Annotated in this window: 21 protein-coding genes; 14 read left to right on the top strand and 7 right to left on the bottom strand. The window is 67.0% G+C overall.

Features of this window, described 5'->3' with window-relative positions:
- Position 1: 1 nt before the first annotated feature.
- Positions 2-634 carry a metal-dependent transcriptional regulator gene (locus QFZ46_RS05925; RefSeq protein ID WP_307359345.1) on the bottom strand — a complete coding sequence of 211 codons (633 nt, stop codon included), beginning with the start codon at positions 632-634 and terminating at the stop codon, positions 2-4.
- 22 nt (positions 635-656) lie between these two features.
- On the opposite strand from QFZ46_RS05925, the gene QFZ46_RS05920 reads away from it, so the two are divergent.
- The 4 genes from QFZ46_RS05920 to QFZ46_RS05905 all read left to right on the top strand — a co-directional run bounded on the left by QFZ46_RS05920 (position 657) and on the right by QFZ46_RS05905 (position 4,462).
- Positions 657-1,274 carry a TrmH family RNA methyltransferase gene (locus QFZ46_RS05920; RefSeq protein ID WP_307359342.1) on the top strand — a complete coding sequence of 206 codons (618 nt, stop codon included), beginning with the start codon at positions 657-659 and terminating at the stop codon, positions 1,272-1,274.
- 75 nt (positions 1,275-1,349) lie between these two features.
- Entirely contained in the window at positions 1,350-2,567 is a 1,218-nt protein-coding gene (locus QFZ46_RS05915) for a sensor histidine kinase (protein ID WP_307359340.1), read from the top strand.
- On the top strand, positions 2,564-3,220 hold the full coding sequence (locus QFZ46_RS05910) for a response regulator (RefSeq protein WP_307359339.1): 657 nt from the start codon (positions 2,564-2,566) through the stop codon (positions 3,218-3,220). The genes QFZ46_RS05915 and QFZ46_RS05910 overlap by 4 nt, the downstream gene beginning before the upstream one ends.
- A 99-nt stretch (positions 3,221-3,319) precedes the next feature.
- Complete coding sequence (locus QFZ46_RS05905) at positions 3,320-4,462, top strand: hypothetical protein (protein WP_307359337.1); 1,143 nt, start codon at positions 3,320-3,322, stop codon at positions 4,460-4,462.
- On the opposite strand, the gene QFZ46_RS05900 is transcribed toward QFZ46_RS05905, so the two are convergent.
- Complete coding sequence (locus tag QFZ46_RS05900) at positions 4,437-5,348, bottom strand: hypothetical protein (protein ID WP_307359334.1); 912 nt, start codon at positions 5,346-5,348, stop codon at positions 4,437-4,439. The genes QFZ46_RS05905 and QFZ46_RS05900 overlap by 26 nt on opposite strands.
- Positions 5,349-5,382: 34 nt before the next feature.
- On the bottom strand, positions 5,383-6,705 hold the full coding sequence (locus tag QFZ46_RS05895; protein WP_307359332.1) for an MATE family efflux transporter: 1,323 nt from the start codon (positions 6,703-6,705) through the stop codon (positions 5,383-5,385).
- A 183-nt stretch (positions 6,706-6,888) separates the two neighbouring features.
- Between QFZ46_RS05895 and QFZ46_RS05890 the strand changes: the two genes are divergently transcribed.
- The 4 genes from QFZ46_RS05890 (at position 6,889) to QFZ46_RS05875 (ending at position 11,092) form a co-directional block, all read left to right on the top strand.
- Positions 6,889-7,449, top strand: coding sequence for a DnaJ family domain-containing protein (locus QFZ46_RS05890; RefSeq protein WP_307359329.1), 561 nt, complete (start codon positions 6,889-6,891; stop codon positions 7,447-7,449).
- A gap of 112 nt (positions 7,450-7,561) precedes the next feature.
- A complete protein-coding gene (locus QFZ46_RS05885) occupies positions 7,562-9,526 on the top strand; it encodes a M13 family metallopeptidase (RefSeq protein ID WP_307359328.1) in 1,965 nt (654 codons plus the stop codon).
- Between the two features lie 112 nt (positions 9,527-9,638).
- Positions 9,639-10,556: a serine hydrolase gene (locus QFZ46_RS05880; protein ID WP_373457635.1), complete on the top strand. Its 918-nt coding sequence runs from the start codon at positions 9,639-9,641 to the stop codon at positions 10,554-10,556.
- Between the two features lie 146 nt (positions 10,557-10,702).
- The gene (locus QFZ46_RS05875; RefSeq protein ID WP_307359326.1) at positions 10,703-11,092 is read left to right on the top strand and encodes a hypothetical protein; all 390 of its coding nucleotides are present in this window, start codon (positions 10,703-10,705) and stop codon (positions 11,090-11,092) included.
- Positions 11,093-11,122: 30 nt separating this feature from the next.
- Here the strand turns inward: QFZ46_RS05875 and QFZ46_RS05870 are convergent, their stop codons facing one another.
- Positions 11,123-12,553, bottom strand: coding sequence for an MFS transporter (locus QFZ46_RS05870; RefSeq protein WP_307359325.1), 1,431 nt, complete (start codon positions 12,551-12,553; stop codon positions 11,123-11,125).
- 70 nt (positions 12,554-12,623) lie between these two features.
- Here QFZ46_RS05870 and QFZ46_RS05865 point away from each other — a divergent pair, with 70 nt between their 5' ends.
- Positions 12,624-14,522, top strand: coding sequence for a glycoside hydrolase family 35 protein (locus QFZ46_RS05865; RefSeq protein ID WP_307359323.1), 1,899 nt, complete (start codon positions 12,624-12,626; stop codon positions 14,520-14,522).
- A 14-nt stretch (positions 14,523-14,536) separates the two neighbouring features.
- Here the strand turns inward: QFZ46_RS05865 and QFZ46_RS05860 are convergent, their stop codons facing one another.
- From QFZ46_RS05860 to melA, 3 genes are all read right to left on the bottom strand, one after another.
- Positions 14,537-16,438 (bottom strand): ABC transporter permease, encoded by a 1,902-nt coding sequence (locus QFZ46_RS05860; protein ID WP_307359320.1) that lies wholly within the window; start codon positions 16,436-16,438, stop codon positions 14,537-14,539.
- Positions 16,422-17,726: an ABC transporter substrate-binding protein gene (locus QFZ46_RS05855; protein ID WP_307359316.1), complete on the bottom strand. Its 1,305-nt coding sequence runs from the start codon at positions 17,724-17,726 to the stop codon at positions 16,422-16,424. Before QFZ46_RS05855 ends, QFZ46_RS05860 begins: the two co-directional genes overlap by 17 nt.
- Positions 17,727-17,835: 109 nt before the next feature.
- A complete protein-coding gene (gene melA / locus QFZ46_RS05850) occupies positions 17,836-19,281 on the bottom strand; it encodes an alpha-galactosidase (protein ID WP_307359314.1) in 1,446 nt (481 codons plus the stop codon).
- Between the two features lie 91 nt (positions 19,282-19,372).
- Between melA and QFZ46_RS05845 the strand changes: the two genes are divergently transcribed.
- The 5 genes from QFZ46_RS05845 (at position 19,373) to QFZ46_RS05825 (ending at position 23,902) form a co-directional block, all read left to right on the top strand.
- Complete coding sequence (locus QFZ46_RS05845) at positions 19,373-20,296, top strand: helix-turn-helix domain-containing protein (RefSeq protein WP_307359312.1); 924 nt, start codon at positions 19,373-19,375, stop codon at positions 20,294-20,296.
- 70 nt (positions 20,297-20,366) lie between these two features.
- On the top strand, positions 20,367-21,056 hold the full coding sequence (locus QFZ46_RS05840; protein WP_307359308.1) for a GNAT family N-acetyltransferase: 690 nt from the start codon (positions 20,367-20,369) through the stop codon (positions 21,054-21,056).
- Between the two features lie 46 nt (positions 21,057-21,102).
- Positions 21,103-21,729, top strand: a complete 627-nt coding sequence (locus QFZ46_RS05835; protein WP_307359306.1) for a hypothetical protein — start codon at positions 21,103-21,105, stop codon at positions 21,727-21,729.
- 34 nt (positions 21,730-21,763) lie between these two features.
- A complete protein-coding gene (locus QFZ46_RS05830) occupies positions 21,764-22,429 on the top strand; it encodes a YdeI/OmpD-associated family protein (RefSeq protein WP_307359302.1) in 666 nt (221 codons plus the stop codon).
- Positions 22,430-22,516: 87 nt separating this feature from the next.
- A complete protein-coding gene (locus QFZ46_RS05825; RefSeq protein ID WP_307359298.1) occupies positions 22,517-23,902 on the top strand; it encodes a glycine--tRNA ligase in 1,386 nt (461 codons plus the stop codon).
- Positions 23,903-23,936: the final 34 nt, after the last annotated feature.

Below are 23,936 nucleotides of genomic sequence, written 5' to 3'. Positions count from 1 at the left end.
GCTACGCGCTGAGCCAGACGACTTCGACGGCGCCTTCCGGCAGTGTGACCGCGACGCCGTCGATCTCGATTCCGCCCTCGGTGACACGTACGACGGAAGACACCGAGAGTCCCAGGTCCTCCAGGGCGCACAAGAGGTCCGGATCGGTGTCGGAGACGCGCAGCACGCGGCCTTCATGCCCGACAGCGGCCTGAGCCAGCAGCACGAACGGTTCGCGCGCGACATGGCCCGCGGCATCCGGGATCGCGTCACCGTGCGGGTCGAAGCGGGGTCGGCCGAGTCGTTCGTCGATGCCCTCCAGCAGTCGGTCGCTGATCGTGTGCTCGAGAACCTCTGCCTCGTCGTGCACCTCGTGCCAGCCGTAGCCGAACTCGCTCACCAGCCATGTCTCCACGAGGCGGTGGCGGCGCACCATCGACAGTGCGCGCTTCTCGCCCTCGGACGTCAGCCGCACCGCGCCGTACGGCACGTGCGAGACCAATCCTGAGGCCGCGAGCTTCTTGACCATCTCGGTCACGCTCGATGGTGCGATGCCCAGCTTCGCGGCGAGCTGCGACGGAGTGATCGGGGCGTCCTGCCACTCGGTGTGCGCATAGACGGTCTTCAGGTAGTCGTCTGCCGCTGGGGATGCCACGCTCCCAGACTACGCTGGCTGAGTGACCGAGACCCCTGAACGCACCACGCATGGACTCGGACCATGGGACGGCGACTGGCCGGAGGGGGAGCAGTACGACCCGGAGCTGCTGGAGAACGGCGACACCCGCAACGTCATCGACCGCTATCGCTACTGGCGCATGGAGGCGATCGTCGCAGACCTCGACACGCACCGGCATCCGTTCCACGTCGCGATCGAGAACTGGCAGCACGACATGAACATCGGCTCGATCGTGCGCAGCGCCAATGCGTTCCTCGCCGACACCGTTCACATCATCGGACGCCGCAGGTGGAACAAGCGCGGCGCCATGGTCACCGACCGCTATCAGCATGTCGTGCATCACGAGGATGTCGCCGCGTTCGCCGCCTGGGCTGCCGCTGAGGGCATCCCGATCATCGCGGTCGACAACGTCGAGGGCGCCGTGCCGGTGGATCGTGCTGAGCTCCCCGAGCGCTGCGTACTGCTGTTCGGCCAGGAAGGGCCAGGGCTCACGGACGAGGCGATCGCCGCGGCATCCGGTCATATCGAGATCACCCAGTACGGCTCGACGCGCTCGATCAATGCGAGCGCCGCCGGCGCCGTGATCATGTACGAATGGTGCCGCCGGTACGCGCAGTGACCCCTGCCAGGGATTGAGCACGGTTCACCCTCTCGGGTGATCCGCCGCCGACCACGCCCGTGAGAGCATGGGGCCGTGTCCGGCGCCCCGAGGAAGAACGCGAATTCCGACGGCTGGCGTGTGCTGAACCGCCCCGATGTGATCCTGGCGATCGCCATGACGGTGCTTCTGCTGCCGGCAAGTCTCATCGCGGTCGTCCAGGCGCAAGCGATTCCCGACCCTTCAGCGGCGGCGGTGATCACCGCATTGTTCGCGCTCGTGCACGCCGCGTCTCTCGTGTCCGTGCGCCTTCCCGTCACCGCCTTCGCCGTTGCCAGCCTCGCCATGCTCGCGCTCGCACTGCTGCCAGGAGGTGCGGGGGTCGCCGGCGCTCCGGCGGCACTGTTCCCGTCGTCCTTCGCCTACCTGCTCTGCATCGGCGAGGTCGTCGCTCTGCGGACGTTGTCCTTCGCCCTCGGTGCGCTCGTCGTCGGCGTGGCGGGAGCCGCCGTCATCGCCTGGACGCCGGCGTCCAGCATGGCGGACGACATCCGCATGGGGCTGTTCGTCGGCCTCTCTGCGATGATCGCCGCCGCGTGGGTGATCGGGCTGCTGCAGCGGCAACGCGGTCAATACGCCGAGGAGCGTCAGCGCACCCGAGTCCGCGAGGCCATCGCTGCCGAGCGGATGCGGATCAACCGTGATCTGCACGATGTCGTCGCGCACTCGATGACGGTGATGATCGCCCAGGCGGATGTCGCGCGCGCTCTCATCAACGATGATCCGGATGCGAGCACCCGTGCGCTGCGCGTCGTGACCGACACCGGACGGGACGCGTTGCGCGGGATGCGAAGCGTGATCGCTGCGGACGCTGACGCGCCGCGAGAGCCTGTACCGGACATCGATGCGATCGACGGACTGGTCGACCGCGTGCGCAGCACTGAGACAGACACGCGTCTCGAGGTGACGGGCGCGCCTCGGAGGCTCGAGTCGGATGCGCTCATCGCGCTGCATCATGCCGTGCGCGAGGCGCTCACCAACGCCGTCAGGCACACCATGCCCCCGCGGCGGATCACGGTCGCGCTGGAGTGGAGCGCGAACCAGGTCGTCGTGACGGTCGATGACGACGGTGGGAGCGGCCCCGGCCCCGTGAGTCCGGGGAGCGGGCTCGGCCTCATCGGCATGGCCGAACGCGTACGCCTCGCAGGAGGAGCACTGAGTGCAGGACCGCAGCACCAACAGGGATGGCGCGTGCGCATCGAACTGCCGTACGCGGAGGACGAGGCTGCACGCCGGGACGGACGGGTCGGATGAGCGTCCGAGTACTGATCGCCGATGACCAGGCCCTGTTCCGCGAGGCCATCGCCGCGCTGCTCGCGCGTGACCCGCGGTTGGAGATCACGGCGTCCGTCGATTCGGGTGACGCCGCGATCGAGTTCGTCCGTGCGCACACCGTCGACGTCGTGCTGATGGACATCCGGATGCCGGGGACGGATGGCATCGCGGCGACCAGGGAGGTGCTGCGGCTGCGGCCGCAGGCGCGGGTGCTGGTGCTCACGACGTTCGATCTCGACGAGTACGTGTACGCCGCGGTGCGTGAGGGCGCCAGCGGATTCCTCACGAAGGATGCGACGCCCGAGGCGCTCGCGGATGCGGTCGTCGCGGTCGGTGCCGGGGAGGCAGTGATGTCGCCGAGCGCGACCCGAGCCCTGCTCGGATTCGTGCGGGAAGGCGCCCCGGAGACGGATTCGACCGACGCGCTGGCCGTCCTCAGTCCGCGCGAGCAGGAGATCGCACGAGTGCTGGCGACCGGAGCATCCAACGACGACATCGCCCGCCGTCTCTTCCTCTCCGAGAACACCGTCAAGACGCATGTGAAGGCGGTTCTCGCCAAGCTCGGTCTGCCCGACCGCATCCACGTCGTCATCTGGGCCTACGAGCACGGAATCCTGCGCCCGCGCGCGTGAGGCTGAACGGTCGGGGTCGCAGCGCCTCACCCGCGCGGGTGACCAAGATCACCGCTCGGGGCGATGCCTGCGAGCTGGTCGGATTCATACCGTGAAGTCATGAACTCACGATTCCAATCCCTCCTGACGTTCGTCGTCGTGCTCTGCTCCGCGGTGCTGGCCATCGTCGGCGGCATCCGCCTCCTCGCCCCCGGATCGCTGGACTGGATGGCGGACGTCGCCCCTGGACTCGCCGGGCGCGTGCTGCCCGAAGCTGTCGACGCGGCGGTCGGTCTCGCTGTCGGCCTTGCCGGCATCGCCGTGGGCCTGCTCGGGCATGCCGCTGCGCGTGCCGCTCGATCATCCGCGCTCCTACGGATCGCGACCGTCGTCGTGATCGTCGCCATGATCCTGCTGACTCCAGGAGGGCTGATCCCGATCGCCGGGTATTCCTTCGCGGCGGTCGTCATCGTCGGCGTCGTCGTGATGGTCGTCCTGCTTGTGCGACGGCATCCATGGTGGGGTATGGCCGCAGTCGCCGCGGTCGCCGCCATCGCCACCTGGGCAGTCGTCGGTCTGCAGAGCGCAGAGGTCGTGGGCAGGTTCGGTCCGGCATTCGTCGAACGGCTCCCCGGAGTTCTCTACGCCGCCGCGCATCTGATCGCGGCCGTCGGCCTCATTGCGCGGTTGGCGGTGAGCGGGAACCCTCGTCGAGGCCCCTTCGCCATCTGGGTGCTGCGCCATCGCACCGCGATCACCGTCGTCGCCGCATGTTGCGCCCTGCCGTACTCGATCGCTCGCGCATCGTGGTTGACGCCGTGGCCGTTGCTGTCCCCGAATGCTGTCGATCTCGCGGAGCTTCCAGGCGCGCTGTTCACCGGGCTGAGCCTCGGCGCGGCGATGCTGGCCGGTGGACTGCTGACGCTCGGTCTCATCCGGCCGTGGGGTCGTCGTTTTCCGCGATGGATGGCAGGTCTGGGCGGACGCCCGGTACCGATCGCACTCGCCGTGGTGCCGGCTTCCATAGTTGCGGCGCTGTTCACGGTCGGCGGCGTCGACATGATGCTGTCCGTTCTCGAGGGCACGCTGGGCGACGGGAGCATCGGACAGCTTCTCGAGTTCCTGCTCGCATTCCCGTTCTGGCTGTGGGGGCCGCTGCTCGCCCTGGCGACCTGGGGGTATGCGATGGCTCGTCGCTCGGACGCCGCGCCCGTCGTGCAGCAGGAGCCTCAGCCGTTCAGTCGAACCGTCCCTCGACGCTGAGCCGATCGCCCGTGCCGACACACACGTCGTGGAGACGCAGGTTCGTACCTTCCTCGGCGATCATCTCGTTGAGGTCGACCTGGCGGCCTACCATCCCGCGCACGTGCTTGCGTGCGAACAGCAGAGCGGCCTTCACCAACAGGTTGCGGCTGCCGAGTGTGAGGTCGCGGACCGTGATGACGGCATCCCTCGTCACGTCGATCCGCGCCTCGGCTCGCGCCGACGCCATGACCAGCTTCCAGCGGACACCGGCGTAAGCCGCGACACGGATGCCGTCGCTGCCGTCCCGTGCGATCTCGAGGCGCAGTCGGCCCAGGTGAATGCCGTTGCCCCGCAGCATCGGCCGCGCCACGGAAGCGATCAGCGGGACGAGGTCTTTGGTGGCGATGGAAACGTGGAAGGTGCCGCGCAGTCCGTCGAGGTCATCGTCCGGGACGATCGTATGAGCGCTTTCCGGAACACCTGGTTCGGCGGGCTCGGCGGCGGTCAGCCAGAGGACCGGGATGTCGAACGCCTGCACGTCGACAGTGAGCGCGCTCCGCTCGATCCGCATCGGTCGGGCGGAGAATCGGAAGTTCTTCACGATGCCGGGCTCGCGGAGGATGATCTCCGATTCGGTCGCGTGGTCGGTGACGGGGTCGAGCCGGGCGGGCGCATCCGTGGCGGGACCGGCCGGCATCGGTGGTGCGTTCCAGTCGAGCGTGAGCTTCGTGCCGGTGGCATCGATGGTGAGGTGATCGAGGTCGTTGCCGGTGACGTCCGCCGTGACCTCGATGTCTTCAAGACCCTTCAGATCGATCTCACCCGAGTCCCCTGCGGTATGCCGGAGGGTCGACCGCACCCAGCGCACGACTGTCGCGCTGTCGCCGGGCCACGCTGTCGTCATACGACCATCCTGGCGCACCGGGTGTGACTGTCGGTCACACCGCCGCGTTCAACCATCCGCCGGTCTTCACCCGCCAGCCCAGCGTCGCGAAGCGGGCGAGCATGTAGACGCCGAAGAACGCCACGGCCAGCCAGGTCACCCCGGCGGTGCCGTCGACGCCGACGAGCGTGATGATCCACAATGCGGGCAGGAAGGGCACGAGGTTGAGTCCTCCGGCGATCGCCAGGTACCGCACGTCGCCGGATCCCATCAGCACGCCGTCGAGCACGAACACGATCCCTGCGATCGGCTGCGCCACGGCGAGCACGATCAGCGCCGGTTGGATGAGAGCCGCGATGGCCGGGTCGCCGGTGAAAGCGAGCCCGATCACGCCGGACAGCGCCGCGATCAGCCCGCCGACGATCACGCCGAACCATGCGCCCCACGCGACAGTGCGCGCGAGCACCTGCCGCACACCGGGGATGTCGCCGGCGCCGAGTCCCTTGCCGATCAGCGCCTGCGCAGCGATCGCGAGCGCATCGAGCGCGAACGCCGCAGCGGAGAAGATGGTGAAGACCACCTGCCAGCCGGCGAGTTCGGTGGTGCCGATGCCGGTGGCGATGCCGACGGTGATGAGCAGAGCGACGCGCAGGCTCACGGTGCGAAGGAACAGCCAACCGCCAGAGCGCGCCGAGCCCCGGACGCCGTCACGCTGTGGTCGGACGGATGCCGAGTGCCGTCGTGCGAGGCGGCCGATGATGAGCACGTAGGCGGCGACCATGCTCCACTGCGCGACGACGGTGCCTGCGGCCGAGCCGGCGATGCCCCAGCCGAAGCCGTAGATGAACAGCCAGTTCAACAGCGCGTTCGCGCCGAATCCCGCTCCCGCGATCCACAGCGGGGTCATGGTGTCCTGCATGCCGCGCAGCAGCCCCGTCGCCGCGAACACGATCAGCATGGCGGGAAGGCCCCACATCGAGATGGACAGGTAGATGTCCGCCTGCTCGGCGACTTCGGCCGATGCCCCGAACAGCGAGACCAACCACGGTGACGAGAGGGCGCCCGCGACGGCGAGGATTGCTCCGAGTCCCAGCGCCAGCCACATGCCGTCGATGCCGACGCTCACGGCATCCTGCTTGTCGCCCGCGCCGAAACGTCTCGCGACCGCCGGCGTCGTCGAATAGGCGAGGAAGACCATCAGGCCGACGATCGTCTGCAGCACGGCACTGGCGATGCCGAGGCCGGCGAGCGGTGTGACGCCGAGGTGGCCGACGAGCGCAGCATCCACCATGAGGAACGCCGGCTCTGCGACCAGCGCGCCGAGAGCGGGGACGGCGAGGCGCAGGATCTCTCGGTTGAGGGTCTGGCGTGCGGTCACCGTTCGAGCCTATGCCGTGCCGGCAGGCCCGGCGCCCGCGCCAGCGTGACGTCTGCTGCCGCCGTCTGCCGCCGTTGAAAGGAGCTTTTCGTCGGTTATGAGCCGGGATAACCGGCGAAAAGCTCCTTTCAACGCTGTGCGCCGCCGTCGTAGGCTGAAGGAACCGGCATCCGGAGGTGGACGATGACTGATCCTCGAGACGCAGCAGCCCGATACCGGGCGCGGCAGGGCGACGAGCAGGATGACGGGCCGGACGCCGAGGCGGAAGCGCCCCCGATGCAGCTCACCGCCGAGAACCAGCACGAGTTCGTCGAGACCGCGATCCAGCTGGCGATCCGCCGTGGCGAGTTCGACGATCTGCCCGGTGCCGGCAGACCGATCGAAGGACTCGGCACGCACCATGACCCCGACTGGTGGATCCGTCGCAAGATCGAGACCGAGAACCTCTCCGGCCTCGGGCCGCCTGCGCTGCTGCTGCGGGTGGAAGACCGCGGACTCGACGCCGACCTCGACCGACTCGCACGTGAGGGCGATGTGCGCGACGTGCTGGAGGACTTCAACAGCCGCGTCATCTCCGCCCGGCGCCAGCTGCAGGGCGGTCCGCCGGTCGTCACCCGCACACGGGATGTGGATGCCGAGATCGAGGCCTGGCGCGAGCGTCGTGCTGCGCGCCCCGCGCCGGTCGCGGCACCGGAACCCACTCGTCGCCTGTTCGGTCGACGGAGGAAGGAGAACCGGGGTTAGAACGCCGTCGAGACCCGGAAAGTGTTCTCGCACGATTCTCGCGCGCGATCCCACCGCAGACGATCCCATCCGAACGGCTCGCGTGTCCGAGACCGCGTTTAGGGTGGACATCATGACTGATGCTCTCCCCACAGGTCTTGCGACCGAAGAATTCAGCTCCGAGATCCGTCCGCAGGACGACCTCTACCGGTACGTGAACGGCTCGTGGCTCGAGCGCACTGAGATCCCAGAGGACAAGGCCAGGTGGGGCTCGTTTCACCTGCTCGCGGAGCAGGCGGAGAAAGACGTTCGCGCGATCATCGAGGAGTCGCAGAACGCAGAGGCCGGCACGCTCGCGCGCAAGATCGGCGACATGTTCTCGAGCTTCATGGACACCGAGCGCATCGACGCCGCCGGCGTCACTCCGCTCGCCGAGACTCTTGCCGAGATCGATCAGATCGACAGCATCCCCTCGCTCCTCGCCACCATCGGTGAGTACGAACGCGACGGTCGTGCGCATCTGATCGGCCTCTACGTCGACGGCGATCCGGGAAACCCCGAGCGCTATCTGCCCATCCTCGTGCAGTCCGGACTCTCGCTGCCGGACGAGAGTTACTACCGGCTCGAGAACTTCGAGGGCACCCGCACCGCGTACCGGGCGCACCTCGCGCGTCTGCTCTCGATCGCCGGTATCGCGGACGCCGCGGGCGACGCCGAGCGCTCATTCGCACTCGAGACGGCGATCGCCTCCCATCACTGGGACAACGTCGCCAGCCGCGACGCCGTCGCCACTTACAACCTCAAGACATGGGACGAGCTGCAGAGTCTCATCGGCGTCGACCTCGCGCCGTGGCGAGACGGCGTCGTGCCGTCCAACCCGGATGCCTTCACCGAGGCCGTCGTCTCGCAGCCGAGCGCTCTTGAGGGGCTGGGCTCGCTGCTGACCGAGGAGCGCCTGGACGAGTGGAAGTCATGGTTGCGCGCGCACGTCGTGCATGCTGCCGCTCCGTACCTCACCGACGACATCGTGCAGGAGAACTTCTCGTTCTACGGCACGGAGATCTCCGGCGTCCCCACGATCCGCGAGCGCTGGAAGCGCGGCGTCTCGGTCACGGAGGGGGCACTCGGCGAGGCCATCGGCAAGGTGTACGTGGAACGTCACTACCCGCCGACGGCGAAGGCCGCGATGGACGAGCTCGTGGCCAACCTCATCGAGGCATACCGACGGAGCATCACGACGCTCGAATGGATGAGCCCGGAGACCCGTGAGCGGGCGCTGGCGAAGCTCGACGCGTTCACCCCGAAGATCGGCCACCCCGAGGTGTGGCGCGATTACTCGACGCTTGAGATCGACGGTGCGGACATCTTCGGCAACGTGCGACGCGCGAACATCTTCGAGCACGATCGCAACGTCGACAAGGTCGGAAAGCCCATCGACCGCAACGAATGGCACATGCCGCCGCAGATGGTCAACGCCTACTACAACCCGTCGATGAATGAGATCGTCTTCCCCGCGGCGATCCTGCAGTACCCGTTCTTCGATGCCTCTCGAGACGCCGCGGCCAACTACGGCGGCATCGGTGCCGTGATCGGTCACGAGATCGGTCATGGATTCGACGATCAGGGCAGTCGCTATGACGGCTCAGGCAAACTCGATGACTGGTGGACGGATGCTGACCGCTCAGCCTTCGAGGAGCGGACGAAGGCTCTGATCGCACAGTACGACGCGCTGGTCCCGGTGGGATTGGGCGAGGGGAACCATGTGAACGGCGCGCTCACGATCGGCGAGAACATCGGCGACCTCGGTGGTCTCGGCATCGCGCTGAAGGCGTACGAACTGTCGCTCGACGGCTCGCCGTCGCCCGTGATCGATGGGCTCACCGGTGTGCAGCGGCTGCTGCTGTCGTGGGCGCAGGTGTGGCAGCAGAAGAGCCGCGACGCCGAGACGATCCGCCTGCTCACGATCGATCCGCACTCGCCGAACGAGTTCCGCTGCAACCAGATCGTGCGCAACATCGATGCCTTCTACGAGGCGTTCGACGTGACAGAAGCGGACGCGCTGCACCTTCCCCGAGAACAGCGTGTGACGATCTGGTGATCTTTGTCTGCAGGTCGTGACACGCATGTGTCGGACGGGGTTACGATAGCCAATACTGCTGGGGCGTAAGCCTCCGCGGCCTCCCCCAAAACCTTCCCGGGAAGGAACATGCGTGGGCACTCCCCCCGAGCCTTCGCCGCCTGCGATGCTGCGCAGATCACAGCGCAGCCATCGACGACTCCCGCGCCGCGCCGCCGTGGGCCGCCGGTCGTTCGTGGCCACTCTGCGTGCGCTCGAAGAGCTGGCGGATGCCGGTGCCCAGGTGTCGGTGCACGTCACCGACCTCGACAGCGGGGCCGAGGTGCTCGCCGGGGATGACCACGTCACGATGCCGATCGCCGGGCTCGGTGTGGTGCCGCTGCTGATCGAGGTCGCCGCAGGGTTCGAAGCGGGAACGCTGGATCCTCTGGAGATCGTCGATCGGTCCTCGACTGATCTTGTGACGACAGGGGGCATGTGGCGCAATCTGCGGGCGCCCGCCCTGCCGCTGACAGACCTCGCCGTGCTCGCCGCGACGGCCGGTGATCCGATCGCGGTGAACGCCCTCCTGACGTACGTGCGGGACGACCGTGTGAACGAGCGTCTTGAGACGCTCGGACTCACGCAGACCGCGCTGCTCGATCGTTTCCGGGATGAGCGAGGACCGGATGATGCTCCGCATCTCGCGGTCGGCACGACGCGCGAGCTCGCCGGGCTGTTCTCGGCGCTGGTGAACTCCACGGCGGTGGACGTCGCCGTCAGCGCGCAGGTCTCGGAGTGGCTGAGCCTCAACCATGATCTGAGCCTGGTCGCGGCATCCACAGGTCTTGATCCCTTCTCGCACGACCACGACGCCCATGGCCTGCTGTTCATCAACAAGACGGGCCGCGAACGCGGTGTGCGCGCTGAAGCCGGAGTGCTCGCGGGGCCCAGAGCGGGCATCGCGTACGCGATGATCGTGTGCTTCGATGACCTGTCGATCACCCATCGGCTCCGCGCGCATGACGCATTCCGCGTGCTCGGGCTCGAGCTGATGGAATACACGCACTGACGAGCCCCGCACACCTGCAGGGAGATCGTACGGCTGCAGGGGTAACGATCGGCATGTCGCCCTGCATCCGTGCATCGGACCTGCAAGTGTGCGCGGCGCCGTGCGTCTGTGCACGGCGCGATCGCGGCGCATCGTAGGCTCGTCGGATGGATGACTGGACCCCGCATCGCCGCGACGACGGAGAATTGCTCGGCTGGATCCACCCAGCGGGTGACGAGTGGGTCGCGGTCGACGTGCTCGGCCGTCCGATCACCGATTCCATCGAGTGGCTGGATGCGGAGGCGGCGCTGGAGGAGCACGGGCTGTCATGGCTCGCCGATCCGTGGATGCTGGACGGTGAAGCAGAACACCCTCTTCGAGTGCGCATGGTCGAGGTCACCCCGGACCGTGACGGCAGTCCAGGCCGCATCGTCGTGAAGATCGATGACTACGGCGACATGACTCGCACGGCGGCGCAGCAGTTCGTGCTGGCGTGGCCGATCCCCGAGAGGCTGCGGCCGCCGCGGCCTGGCGATCCGGACGGCTTCACGCTCTGATTCTCGGCCGAGGCTGGCGAGGACGGGCGCTCAGCTCGGCAGTGACGGATGCCGTTCGATGGTGCGGCTCTTCGGGATGAACAGCGACAGCACCAGCGCGACGATTCCGGCGGCGATCGCCAACCAGAAGCAGACATCGAACGCCTCGCGGGTCGGGACGGCCACCCCGTCGATCTCGACGCTCATCGCGGCGAGAACACCGCCCATCACTGCGGATGCGCTGGACGTGCCGACAGAGCGGAAGAGGGCGTTGAGGCCGTTGGAGGCACCGGTCTCGTTCGCGGGTACTGAGCGCATGATGATCATCGGCATGGCGGCGAAGGTGAAGCCGATTCCGACGCCGATGATCGCGTTCGAGACCAGGATGTGCCACCACTCCGATGACCAGATCAGCACGTAGACGTATGCCAGCACGATCGCGGCGGCGCCGACCGTGAACAGCGGCCGGGGTCCGACCGTGCGCTCGAGCCAGCCCGACAGTGGCGAGATCACCATCATGACGAGGCCGGCGGGCATGATGATGAACGCCGCAGTCAACATGTCGAGTCCGAACCCGGAGCCGCTCTCCACCGGGAGTTCGAGCATCTGCGGGAACGTGACGTTCGAGGAGAACAGTGCGAACCCCATGCCGATCGCGGCGATGTTCGTGAACAGCACAGCGGGCCGCGCGGCGACGCGGAGGTCGAGCAGCGGTTCGTTCGTGCGCAGCTGATACCAGCCCCACACCAGCAGCACCAGGACGCCGCCGATCAGAAGCGAGAGTCCGACGGGCGAAGTCCAGCCCCACTCCGCGCCTCGCGAGACGTACAGCAGGAGCCCGGTGAGCCCGATCGCCAAGCCGATCGCGCCGGGCACGTCGAGGCGGCTGGGGGAGAGCAGCACGTCTTCCGGTACGAACAGGAAGACCAGGATGAGCCCGATGATGCCGAGGCCTGCGGCGAGCCAGAACAGCGAATGCCAGTCGGCGTTGATCGCCAGATACGCGGCCAACGGCATCCCGAGTGCGCCGCCGACGCCCATCGTCGCGCTCATCAGCGCGACGGCGGTGCCGAGCCTGTTGGTGGGCAGGATGTCGCGCATGATCGCGATGCCGAGCGGGATGACGCCGGTGACTCCGCCCTGCAGTGCGCGGCCGATGATCACGCCGACGATGGATCCGGACAGTGCGGCGATCACCGAACCGACGATGAGCATCGCCATCAGCACCACGACGACGCGGCGCTTGCCGTACATGTCGCCGAGGCGACCGGAGATCGGAGTGGCGATGGCGGCGACCAGCAGGGTGATGGTGACGACCCAGGTGGTGTCCTCGCGCGATGCGTTCAGCAGCGTGGGCAGCTCGGCCTGAAGCGGCACGACCAGGGTGAACATGAATGAGGAGCAGAGCCCCGCGAAGGCGAGAACCGCGACTGTGAGGCCACGATTCGGGGTTGCGAGAGAGGCGTTTCCTGGCTTTGTCATCTCTATCTCCCACTACGCCAGGCTATCGGTGCCCAGCGGGGGTGGGCGCGACGCGGGGGAGATGGATGCCGTGACCTCTCCGGTAGAGTCATGCGCGGTTGCGCACGACGCGCAACCGTTCCCGCTCGGTGAAGTGCCGGAAGAAGTCACGCAGGAGTCCCTGATGAATCGCGAATTCTCGCCACCTCGAGACGCCTCCTCGGCGATCACGTGGAGCGATGGGCAGCTCATCCGTGGTGGTCGTCCGCATCGCATCCTCGCCGGCGCGCTGCATTACTTCCGCGTGCACCCCGACCAGTGGGAAGACCGTCTGCGCCGCCTGGCCGCCATGGGCGCGAACACGGTGGACACCTATGTGGCATGGAATTTCCACGAACGGGTCGAGGGCGAGCCGCGTTTCGACGGCTGGCGCGACCTGGAGTCGTTCGTCCGGCTCGCGGGTGAGGTCGGGCTCGACGTCTACCTGCGCCCGAGCCCGTACATCTGCGCCGAGTGGTCGAACGGCGGGCTGCCGTTCTGGCTGACCGGACGCGTGAGCGCGCTGCGCACGAGCGACCGCGAGTACCTGGCCGCCGTGGATCGCTGGTACGACGCGCTGATCCCGCGCATCGTGCCGCTGCAGGCCGCGTTCGGCGGCCCGATCGTCGCCGTGCAGGTCGAGAACGAGTACGGCTCATTCGGCAGCGACAGTGCGTACCTCGAGCATCAGCGCGATGCGCTGCGTTCGCGGGGAGTCGTCGAACTGCTGACGACGGCAGACGGCACCACCTCCGACATGCTTAGGCACGGCTCGGTCGCCGGCGCACTGCCCACCTTCACGTTCGGCACCGGCGTCGAGATCGCGCAGGAGTTGCGCAGGACCGATGACGCGCTGATGTGCAGCGAGCTCTGGGGCGGATGGTTCGACCACTGGGGTGAGCGGCATCACGTGCGCTCTGCTGAGAGCATGATCGGCACAGTCGACGAGCTCCTCGCCGCAGGCGGGTCCGTCAGCATCTACATGGCGCACGGTGGCACGAACTTCGGGCTGTGGAACGGCGCCAATCACGACGGTGCACTGCAGCCGACGATCACCAGTTATGACTCGGATGCCCCGATCGGGGAAGACGGATCGCTGAATGCCAAGTTCGAGGCACTGCGCGCTGCGTTCGCCCCGTTCCACGACGGTGAGCTGCCGGAGCGCCCCGCACCTGCGCCGGTTCAGGCTGCGCAGGCAGTCGTGCTGCACCCGGTCGTCTCACTGCGCGACCTGGTCGAGGCGCTGCCCGAGATCGGCGAGCAGACCCCGATGCCGCAGACCTTCGAGCAGCTCGGCGTCGAAGACGGCATCGTCGTCTACCAGGCGCAGATCGACGTGCCGGCGGACGCCACGGTCGATGTCGACACCCTGCACGATCGCGCCACGGTCTTCCTCGACGATGAGCGGGTCGGCACGCTGGAGCGTGACGGAGTGCTGTCGCTCCCACTTCCCGGCGGTGCACGCCGGGCCCGGCTCACGATCGTGGTCGAGAGCCTCGGCCGCATCAACTACGGCCCGCGCATGGGCGAGGGCAAGGGCATCATGCGCGGCGTGCGCATCAACGGTCGCCGCTACGTGCACGGTTGGACGCACCGCGCACTTCCGTTCGACGCACCCTCCGTCTCCGGTTCACCATCCGCCTCGAGCGCGCCCTCCGCCTCGAGTGCGGCGGGAGCCGACGGTGTCGCCCGTGCCGCGATCGAGGTCGATGCCCCGGCGGACGCCTGGCTCGCCTTCCCCGGCGGTGTCAAGGGCTTGGTGTGGCTGAACGGCTTCCTGCTCGGCCGCTACTGGAAGGTCGGTCCGCAGGAGACGCTCTACGCGCCCGCGCCGCTCTGGCACCCGGGAGCGAACGAGATCGTCGTGCTCGACCTCGACGGGCTGGGCTCGACCGTTGAGGTTCGGGAGAGGCCAGAGTTCGGCCCGACCGAGGAGTTCGTCGGTTCCTGACGGGCTCGCATGCATCACTTGATGCCGGAGCTCGCGATCCCCTGCACGAACTGACGCTGGAACACCAGGAACACGACGAGCAGCGGGATGACGGTGATGGTCGCCACCGCCATGACCGGGCCCCAGGGGGAGCTGAAGGCGGGATTGGTGGTGAGCGTGGACAACGCCACCGGCACGGTCAGGTTCTCGTTGCCCTGCAGCACCACGAGCGGCCAGAGGAAGTCGTTCCATCGGTTCATGAACCCGAGGATCACGAGCACGCCCACCAGCGGGCCGCAGCTGGGGAGGACGACTCGGAAGAACACGACGAACTCGCTTGCACCGTCCAACCGCGCTGCTTCCATGAGCGCGTCCGGGACGCCCAGCATGAACTGCCTCGCGATGAAGATCCCGACCGTGTCGAACAGGGTGGGCAGGATGACAGCCCACGGGGAGTCGACCAGGCCGATCCTCGCGACCACGAGGAACGAAGGCACGAGAGTCACCTGGATCGGGATCATGATCGTGACGAGGAACAGCGCATAGAGCAGGCCCCGCCCACGGAACCGGAACTTGGCGAGTGCGTACCCTGCTGACAGTGAGATGCAGACGCTCAACGCCGTTCCGATGCCGGCGATGAACAGGGAGTTGCCGAGCCAGGCGAGCACCGGCTGCGTTGCGAAGACCTCCACGTAGTTCTGCATCGTCGGTTCGCTGGGCACCAGGTAGAAGCTGCCGCTCTGCGACTGCCCGCCCGGTGTCAACGCTGAAACGAACATCCAGTAGACCGGGAAGACCATGAGGATGGCGAGCGCGGTGAGGGCGGCGAAGAGCAGCCAGCGACGCGGGGAGGTCCGCTCCCTGGAAGTAGCCGGCCTGACCGCCGGCAGGTTCCGGGTGGACAGTGCGTCCTGCGACGCCGTGCCGAATCGGGATGTCGTCATCACAGTTCCTCCTCGGCTCGTCGCGTCGCTCTCTGACGCAGGACGGTGAAGAGGAGGAGCACCACGACGAGCACCACCCCCGAGGGCCGCCGCGTATCCCATCCGGGCGTCGATGAAGGCGGAGCGGAAGATGTACTGCATGAGGACGGTCGTCGAGAATCCGGGACCGCCGCCGGTCATGACGTAGATCACGTCGAACGCCTGCAGCGAGAACACGACGTTGAGGATGAGGAGGATCGATGTCGTCGGTCGCAGCAGGGGCCAGCTCACGAGACGGAACCGCGTCCATCGTGACGCACCGTCGAGGGCCGCTGCCTCCTTCAATTCCTCTGGAATCGCCTGCAGCGCTCCCAGATAGATGACCATGCAGAAGCCGATCCGCGTCCAGACCACCACCAGGATCAGCGTCGCCATCGCCCATCCCGGCGCGGTCAACCATGGAGCGCGCTCGAGTCCCAGAAACGTCAGTGCGTTGTTGGCGACGCCGTAGTCGCCGTTGAAGATCCATGACATCACCACTCCGACCACGACGCCGGCGGCGACCATGGGGACGAAGAACAGTGCGCGCAGCACGGAACGTCCGGGGATCCGTCGGTTGAGCGCGACCGCGAGGGCCAGCCCCATCGCCATGGACGTCGGAACCGTGCCCAGCGTGAATACGAGCGTGTTCAGCAGCGCCGTGCGGAACAGCGAATCGCCGACCATCCTGCCGAAGTTCTCCCCGCCCACCCATTCGCCGTCTCCGAGCGTCGCCGTGTCCTGGAAGGAGAGGACGATCGCGATGCAGATCGGCACGAGGGAGAAGCACAGGAAGAGGATCGCTGCGGGCCCGACGAAGAAGTACGGCGTCGCGCCTCCCACGCGTCTGCCCCGGCGCCGACGAGCCGCCGGGGTGCCGTCATGGGCGGGATCGCCGGCTTCGATCCTCGGCCGATCCGACTGCGCGATCGTCTCGATCGCCGCCGTCTGCTCGAGTTCACTTCGCTGTGACACTGCGCATCGCCTCCATCATCTGTGCTGAAGCCTGCGTGGGCGAGAGCTCGCCGAGCAGACAGAGATCGAGGTAGTCCGCGAACACCATGTTGAGCGAGCTGAAGTATTCCCCCGTCTCAGCCCTCACCATCTCGATCGGGATCGTCGAACCCTGGTCGATGAACTGCTGGAGCGTCCGGGCGTTCGCCGCGTAGCCGATGGTCCCCGCATCCAGGGACGATCTGGCGGGAAGCCAGTTACCGTCATGACAGAACTTCACCATCTTCTCCCGGCTCGTCACGAACGCGACGAGCTGAGCTGCCAGCTCCGGATGCTTGCTCGATTTCGTCACTGCCAACGCATTGCCGCCGAGATCAGATGCTGCCGCCACATTGCGGATCATGTAGCTCGTGGTCCATTCATCGGGCATCTCGGCGTCCAACTGCGAGATCGACTCCGGATTGTTCAGCATCATGCCGATCTGACCGGTGAGGAACAGGTTGCGGGCCACGTCGCCGCCGCCGGATTTGCTCATGTTCCCCGGGGCGACGAGCTCCTCCTCGTACCAGCGGCGTCCGAACGCGAGCGCTTCGATCGAGCCCTCCTGGTCCATGCTGGGAGTAGCGCCATCGTCCCCGAGGAAGCTCCCGCCGTTCTGGTACACGATGGGAAGCCAGCGGTAGGCGGTCTCCGCTCCACCCCAGCCGTAACCGAACGCGTACTTCCCTGTGACCTTCTTGACCTCGCGGGAGATCTCGAGGAACTCGTCCCAGGTCCACGCGGTATCGAGGGTCTTCGGCGGGTCGATTCCGATCTGCTCCATGATGGGTCTGTTGAGATAGGTGATGAAGTTGTCGGTGTGCTGGAAGACCCCGTAGATGCCATCCTCACGGGCACCGATGGCCCAGAACGCTTCGGACCAATCGGCCGCGTAGTCGGACGGGATGGCGTCCGAGATGTCGATGAGGCTGCCGTTCGCGGCGTATCGCCCGATCTGCTGCGGTGTGATCCGGATGATGTCCGGTGCGAGGTCCGCGGCCAGGCGGGTGATGAACCACTGGTGGAACTGCCCGGTGGTGACTTCGATCGCGACACTGGTTCCGGGGTTCGCCGCGACGAACTCGTCGGCGATCGCCTGGTACGACACCAGATCCGTGGGGATGTTCCAGGAGGACAGTCGCAGATGTTTCGTCGCGGTCGGGGCTCCGGCGCAGGCGGCCAGTGCACCTGCGACTGATATGCCCGCGACCGCGAGGAACCCTCTGCGGCCGAGTTCCTTGTTCATGATCGGCTGATTGGTGGGCGGCATGCGTTGCCTCTCCTTCGAGGAACGATCGGACGGCAGATGAGTTCGAGTGCGAGCCAGGGGGGCGGAGGTGATGAGGCCTCCGCCCCCTGGCTCGACGTCTCCGGTCAGGTCACGGGGTGAGCACCGGAGCGGCGGTTTCCTGTCCGATGGCGATCGCGTCCGAATCTGTGGGGTTCGGGCGAAGAGCCGCTGGCAGGAGTGCCGCGTGGGCGTGGAGCAGCTCGTCCGTCATCGAGCGGATCTGATCGAGGGTGAGCTGGGCTGCGGTGAGCGGGTCGAGGGCGACCGCGTGGTAGACATGCTCGACCTCGCCGCTGAGCGCCGCGATCACCGCGAGGGTCTGCACGCCGATGTTCGTCCGGTTGAGTGCGGCGAGCTGCGGCGGCAGGCTCCCGATCGCCGTGGGCTGGACGCCATTGCGATCGACGAGGCACGGAACTTCGACGCAGGCGTCGGTCGGGAGGTTCTGGATGAGCCCGGTCGCGTTCGGCACGTTGCCGTAGACGACGGCGGGCACGCCGGTGACGGCGGCGTTGACGATGCTCGCACCGTATTCGACCGAAGGGGAGAGGTTCTTCTGCAAGCGCGTGAGTTGCTCGTCGATGTCGCCCTGCTCATCGTGGGCCACGCAGATCTCGTAGTAGTCCCAGCGTTCTGGGATGTACTCGAGGACAGTCTCCGGATCCTTTCGGAAGTACGGCAGATACTCGGAAGCATGGTGGCTCGACTCCGTCTCGAAGTAGCCGAACGTGTTCATCAGCGCAGTCCGCACCTGTTCGTTGCCGCCCTCGTAGTTGCTCATCCCCTCGGCGGCCTCGCTGTGGTCTCCGTCGTCCTCGTGCAGACCGCTGGCCCCCTTGCCTCGCCGGTGGCGTGCCGACATCGTGCGGCGCAGCTCGGGGTAGAGATCCTTGCCGTCGCGTGAGAACTCCAGGATCCAGGCCTGGTGATTGATCCCCGCAGACAGGAAGCTCACTTCTTCGTAGGGCACACCGAGCGTTCGCGCGAGCATCCGTGTCGTGCCCTGGACGCTGTGGCAGAGGCCGACGGTCTTCAACCCCTTCGCGTTGAGGAAAGCCGTCGCCATGGCCATCGGGTTCGCGTAGTTGATGAACTGTGCGTCCGGACAGAGTTCCAGCGCGTCGGCGGCGATCGCCTCGTAGGCGGGCACCGATCGCAGGAAGCGGAACACGCCGCCCGGCCCGACTGTGTCGCCGACCGCCTGGTCGACCCCGTAGCGACGCGGTATCTCGACGTCCCAGCGGTACGAGTCGATGCCTCCGACCTGGAAAGTGATGATGACGAAGTCGGCGTCGGCCAGCGCCTCGCGTCGGTCGGTCGTCTCCACGATCGTGGTGTCGAACCCGTGGTGGTCGACGAGTGCCCTCGCCGCAGTCGCGGTCCGGTGCACGCGGTCGGCGTCGAGGTCCATCAGGCACAGCGTGCTGTCTCGAAGCGCGGGGAAACTCACGAGGTCGCCGATGAGGCGGAAGGGGAAGACGAATCCTCCAGCGCCGATGATCGTGATCTTCGGGGTGTGCGTCGTTGCAGTCATAGGGAGAGCTTAAGTTCGAGAATCCCGGCATACCTTCCACGATTGACTGGAAAGTATCCAGGATTCTCAGATCGATGCGTACACTCGGGGCATGGCCATCCCTCCAGGCATCGGCGTCGCGAGCGATCCAGATTTGGCCGATCCGCTCGACGACCTCGTGCAGCACACCGAGCGGCACGGCTCGCAGGAGATCGTCGTCACGGAGCCTGGGCTCTGGGTGCGGCGCGGTGTCGCTCCGACCATGCCGCTCCCGCATCGGCACGACGACCTCGAGATCAACATCGTGCTGCGCGGGCAACTCGACTACCTGTTCGGCGGCACGCGGATAACCGTGCCGGCTGGATCGGTTGCAGTCTTCTGGGGTGCGACGCCGCATCGTCTCGTGAACACCGACGACGACGGAGACATGTGCTGGGTGCATGTGCCGTTGAGTACCGTCCTCAGCTGGAACCTTCGGGAGGCGGATCTCAGTGAGGTCCTGCTGAGTCGGCCGATCATCGTGCCTGCTTCCTCACTGGCCAGGGATCTCGAGACGATGTTCGAGGCCTGGCAGGATGAGCTCGGCACCGACGGATTGGAGACGATCGCGCTTCTCGAGGTTCAGGCGCTCATCCGCCGCCTCCTCCATCGGCACCGCCGCGACGGTGAGATGCCGGTGATGCAGCCGCTGGATCAACCCGGCGCGTCGACGGTCGCGATGCTGGCGGTCACCGAGATGGCGCGGTTCACCGTGACGCATTTCCGAGAGCCGATCTCGACGGTCGACATCGCTGCAGCCGCGCACCTGAACGCCAACTATGCGACCGCCCTCTTCCGCCGCGCAATAGGCTCCACGATCGGCGAGTATCTGATCCGCTGTCGGGTCGCCGAAGCACAACGTCTGCTGGTGACCACGCGGATGACCGCGAGTGATGTCGCCCACGCCGCAGGCTTCGGCTCGCAAAGCAGCTTCTACGCGCAGTTCACGAAGCGCTGCGGTTCGTCTCCCAGCGCCTACCGCGCTCGACTCCACTGACGAGAACCCGAAAGCCCACGTCGCGGACGTTCGATTCCGGATCCGGATCAAGGAGGGGCAGACTGGGGTCGTGCGAACAATACGTGATCTCGACACCGTTGAACTCATCATCGAAGCGCAGTCCTTGCTGGATTCCATCCGCGGACCGGAGCGCGTGATCGATGCCGGCACGCTGCGCGCCCTGGAGCAGTCCGGCAACTACGTCGTCGGGCTGTTCGACGATGAATCCGGTGCGGAGCGCATGGTCGGTGCATCCGTCGCCTTCTTCGGCGTTCCCGGCCAGCGGACGATGCACTCGCACATCACCGCTCTGGTGCCCGAGTACCGCGGTCGCGGGTGGGGGCGTGAACTCAAGGAGCACCAGCGCCAGTGGGCGTTCTCGCGCGAGGTCGGCCGGATCACCTGGACGTTCGATCCGCTCGTCGCCCGCAACGCGCACTTCTTCCTCACCATCCTGGGCGCGCGAGTGACCGGGTACTCGGTGAACAACTACGGCATCTTCGGCGGCGGCGATGCCGGCGACGAGAGCGACCGGCTCGACGTCGAGTGGATGCTCGCCGATATCGCCAAGCACCCGGCGACTGACGCCGTCGTGGAGACGCTCGAGATCCCGTCGGACATCGAGGGGATGCGGCTGTCCGATCCCGACGCGGCGCACGAGTGGCGGCTGCGACTGCGCGGTGAGATGGAGGACCTGCTCGGGCGAGGGCTGCGGCTGGGTGGTTTCGATGTGAAGCGTGGGTATCTGTTCATCGAGTGAGCCGCGGCGTGGACGCCGTGCCGACGGATTCTGGTTTCATGTAGACATGCCTTCCGACGCAGAATTCGCACAGCATCCCGCCGACACGGAGTGGCACAAGTGGGCGCCGATCGGGCAGACGCTCGATACGAGCGGCGTGCCCGGCAGTGGACCGGTGCCCAGCATCGCAGCGTTCGAATTGCTGCCGATCGAGCAGATGCTCGTTCCGGAGAGGCCGCGGCATGGCGAGTTCGACGCCTCGGAGTGCGGGCATTGCAAGCCGTCGAAGCGCACGATCTGGCAGGACGACGAATGGCAGGTGGGTTCCGGCTTCGAAGGCGGCGTCGGCCTGCCTTTCGTCGGCTCGATCTCGCCGCGTCGTCACGTGAAGCTCGAGGATGCTCCGATCGAGGTGCTCGCAGGCCTCGGTCCAGTGCTGCAGCGGCTGTCGGAGGCCACCAAACAGATCCCCGCGGTCGCCCGCTGCCATTTCTCGCGATGGAATGACGGCTCGGCGCACCTTCATCTGTGGGCCTACGCGCGACCGGCCGGGATGATGCAGGGGCGTGGGGCGATCCTGCCCTACTGGGAGCAGTCGATGCCGGCGATGCCGGAGGAGATGATGAACGAGCACATCGAGATCGTCGCGAATGCGCTCGCCGCCGGCGGCGGAGTGGCATTCCCGAACCGCTGAGCGGCTGTCGGAGCTTCGTTGCATCCTGATGCGCATGGACGACACTGTGGGACAGCCGGGCGGTTCGGCGGAGAAACCGGCCGTCTTCTTCCGCGACGCCGCGGAGTTCCGGGCGTGGCTGGCGCGTCATCACGACAGTGAGCCCGAGCTGTGGATGGAGATGCGCAAGGCCCATGTCGCCGATCGGGGTCTGACCTGGGCCGAGGCCGTTCCGGAGGGGTTGTGCTTCGGATGGATCGACTCCGTCTCCCAGCCGATCGACGACGATCGTCGACGCCAGCGGTGGACGCCGCGGAAACCGCGAAGCACCTGGTCGAAGGTCAATGTCGCGCACGTGGAGCGGCTGATCGCAGAGGGGCGGATGGCGCCGGCTGGTCTGGCGGCGTTCGAGGCGCGTGGCGCAGACCGCACCGGCACGTATTCGCACGAGAACGGCGAAGCAGAACTCGAGCCAGAGGTGCAGGCCGTGCTCGCGTCCTCTCCGGCGACACAGGCCTTTCTCGACGCCGCTGCCCCGGGATATCGCAAGGCCGTGCGGCACTGGATCGCGACGGCCAAGCGTCCAGCCACTCGCATCGCACGGGCCGAGCAGCTGGTCGAAGAGAGCACAGCAGGGCGACTCGTCCCCTTCGCGCGACCGGGTAAGACGCCGGCGTGGCTGGTGCGCGCCGCCGCGGCAGCGGCCGCAGCCGGGGGCTGAACGGTCCGCGTCGGCGCGGATAGGATGGTGGATGCCGCGGCATGTCCGCGCGCAGCATCCGAATCTCTCCCGACCATTGGAGCCACCGTGGCCGAACAGTCCCGTCTTGACAAGGTCATCAGCCTCGCCCGCCATCGCGGGTTCGTGTTCCAAGCGGGTGAGATCTACGGCGGTTCGCGTTCCGCGTGGGACTACGGCCCCCTCGGTACGGAGCTGAAGGAGAACATCCGCCGCCAGTGGTGGCAGACGTTCGTCCGCGGGCGCGGCGACATGGTGGGCCTGGACTCCTCGATCATTCTTCCGAAGCGCGTCTGGGAGGCGTCCGGTCACGTCGCGACATTCACCGACCCGCTGGTCGAGTGCCTGAGCTGTCACAAGCGCTTCCGCGCCGACACCCTCATCGAGGACTTCGAGGCACGCAAGGGCCGCACAGCAGAGAACGGCCTCGACGACGTGCCGTGCCCGAACTGCGGCACCAGGGGGCAGTACACCGAACCGAAGGCGTTCTCGGGGCTCGTGAAGACCTACCTCGGCGTGGTCGACGACGAATCCGGAATGTTCTTCCTGCGCCCCGAGACCGCGCAGGGCATCTTCGTGAACTTCGCCAATGTGCTCACGGCCAGCCGCAAGAAGCCGCCGTTCGGCATCGGCCAGGTCGGCAAGGCGTTCCGCAACGAGATCACCCCGGGCAACTTCATCTTCCGCACGCGCGAGTTCGAGCAGATGGAGATCGAGTACTTCGTGCCGCCCGCCGAGGCGCAGGAGTGGTTCGAGCACTGGGTCGAAGCCTGCTGGGCGTGGTTCGAAGACCTCGGCATCGACACCGCCAACATGCGTCGCTTCGATGTCCCCGAGGACGAGCGGGCGCACTACTCCGCCGGCACCATCGACTTCGAGTACCGCTTCGGCTTCCCGGGCAAGGAGTGGGGCGAGCTGATGGGCGTCGCCAACCGCACCGATTATGACCTCAGCAGCCACTCCGAAGCCTCCGGTCAGAGCCTGTCCTATTTCGATCAGGCATCCGGTGAGCGCTACACGCCTTACGTCATCGAGCCGTCGTTCGGACTCACCCGCTCGATGATGGCGTTCCTGGTCGACTCGTACGTCGAGGAGGAGGTGCCGAACGCCAAGGGCGGCACCGACACCCGAACCGTGCTCAAGCTCGACCCGCGCCTGGCGCCGGTCAAGGTCGCCGTCCTTCCGCTGTCGCGCAACGAGAAGCTTTCGCCGCTCGCGCGCGAAGTCGCCGACTCGCTGCGTGGCCGTTGGGCCATCGACTTCGACGACGCCGGTGCGATCGGTCGACGCTACCGCCGTCAGGACGAGATCGGCACGCCGTTCTGCGTCACGGTCGACTTCGATTCGCTCGAAGACCACGCCGTCACGGTGCGCGATCGCGATTCGATGGCGCAGGAGCGCATCTCCGTCGACGCGCTGCACGAGTACCTGGCGGAGCGCCTCAAGGGCGCCTAGTTCCTCAATCCCCGCCGCCGAGACCCCTGATTGC

Origin of the sequence: Microbacterium murale (genome assembly GCF_030815955.1) — a bacterium.
Classification (GTDB): domain Bacteria; phylum Actinomycetota; class Actinomycetes; order Actinomycetales; family Microbacteriaceae; genus Microbacterium; species Microbacterium murale_A.
This window is presented reverse-complemented; position numbering and strand designations above follow the sequence as displayed.

Bases quoted from the DNA above. Each gene is read 5' to 3' on its own strand.
- QFZ46_RS05910 (WP_307359339.1), top strand. From the start codon at position 2,564: ATGAGCGTCCGAGTACTGATCGCCGATGACCAGGCCCTGTTCCGCGAG.
- QFZ46_RS05905 (WP_307359337.1), top strand. From the start codon at position 3,320: ATGAACTCACGATTCCAATCCCTCCTGACGTTCGTCGTCGTGCTCTGC.
- QFZ46_RS05900 (WP_307359334.1), bottom strand. From the start codon at position 5,348: ATGACGACAGCGTGGCCCGGCGACAGCGCGACAGTCGTGCGCTGGGTG.
- QFZ46_RS05890 (WP_307359329.1), top strand. From the start codon at position 6,889: ATGACTGATCCTCGAGACGCAGCAGCCCGATACCGGGCGCGGCAGGGC.
- QFZ46_RS05885 (WP_307359328.1), top strand. From the start codon at position 7,562: ATGACTGATGCTCTCCCCACAGGTCTTGCGACCGAAGAATTCAGCTCC.
- QFZ46_RS05875 (WP_307359326.1), top strand. From the start codon at position 10,703: ATGGATGACTGGACCCCGCATCGCCGCGACGACGGAGAATTGCTCGGC.
- QFZ46_RS05870 (WP_307359325.1), bottom strand. From the start codon at position 12,553: ATGACAAAGCCAGGAAACGCCTCTCTCGCAACCCCGAATCGTGGCCTC.
- QFZ46_RS05855 (WP_307359316.1), bottom strand. From the start codon at position 17,726: ATGCCGCCCACCAATCAGCCGATCATGAACAAGGAACTCGGCCGCAGA.
- melA (WP_307359314.1), bottom strand. From the start codon at position 19,281: ATGACTGCAACGACGCACACCCCGAAGATCACGATCATCGGCGCTGGA.
- QFZ46_RS05845 (WP_307359312.1), top strand. From the start codon at position 19,373: ATGGCCATCCCTCCAGGCATCGGCGTCGCGAGCGATCCAGATTTGGCC.
- QFZ46_RS05835 (WP_307359306.1), top strand. From the start codon at position 21,103: ATGCCTTCCGACGCAGAATTCGCACAGCATCCCGCCGACACGGAGTGG.
- QFZ46_RS05830 (WP_307359302.1), top strand. From the start codon at position 21,764: ATGGACGACACTGTGGGACAGCCGGGCGGTTCGGCGGAGAAACCGGCC.